Source organism: Caloramator mitchellensis, assembly GCF_001440545.1.
In the GTDB taxonomy this organism is placed as follows: domain Bacteria; phylum Bacillota; class Clostridia; order Clostridiales; family Caloramatoraceae; genus Caloramator; species Caloramator mitchellensis.
Map to the genome: position 1 here is coordinate 1 of NZ_LKHP01000048.1, position 710 is coordinate 710.

The window sequence follows — 710 nt, forward strand, 5'->3', positions numbered from 1 at the left end:
TGTAAAAAATTTTGTGTATTTGTATTGATTTACGTTCTTTCTTGGCAAGAATTTTTTCTGTGAATTTAGAAACACATTATTATTATTTACATTTTTCAAAGTTTTTATGCATGAAATTGAATAATTTTGGTTAAACTATGTAATTAGGGGTAGTTTGAGTTTTTTAAGTATAAACCTTTGGAGACCTTGGTCGACTAAGGTTTATACTTAAAAATTTTTTTGCGGCGAGGTTCTATTTAATAAATTTCTCCACTCTTTCTGGATACATTATCATTAATTGATTTAATACCATATCCCAATTTCTATATCTAAGTGTCCATTTTTTCATTATATTCTTGGATACTAAGAAAAGCATCTTTTCTAATGATTCATCGCTTGGAAATATAGCCTTTGATTTTGTTACTTTTCTTAATTGTCTATGAAAACCTTCTATGATATTTGTTGTATACATTATTTTTCTTACTTCTTCAGGGTATTTGTAAAACGGACTTAGAATATCCCAGTTATTGTCCCAGCTCTTTATTGCAAATGGGTATTCACTTTCCCATTTCTTTCTTAAACCTTCAAATTTATCTCTTGCAATTTCTTCACTTGCTGCTTGGTATACAGCTTTAAAATCTCTGCTAAATTCTTTAAGATGCTTATACGAAACATATTTGAAACAATTTCTAAGCTGATGAATTATACATCTTTGAATTTCAGCTTTCGGG

The 710-nt window shown here is 28.3% G+C and carries 1 protein-coding gene; it reads right to left on the minus strand.

Annotation, left to right across the window (positions count from 1 at the left end):
* Positions 1-232: 232 nt before the first annotated feature.
* The coding region (locus ABG79_RS12145) for a transposase (RefSeq protein ID WP_160318253.1) at positions 233-710 on the minus strand (478 nt) is incomplete at its 5' end.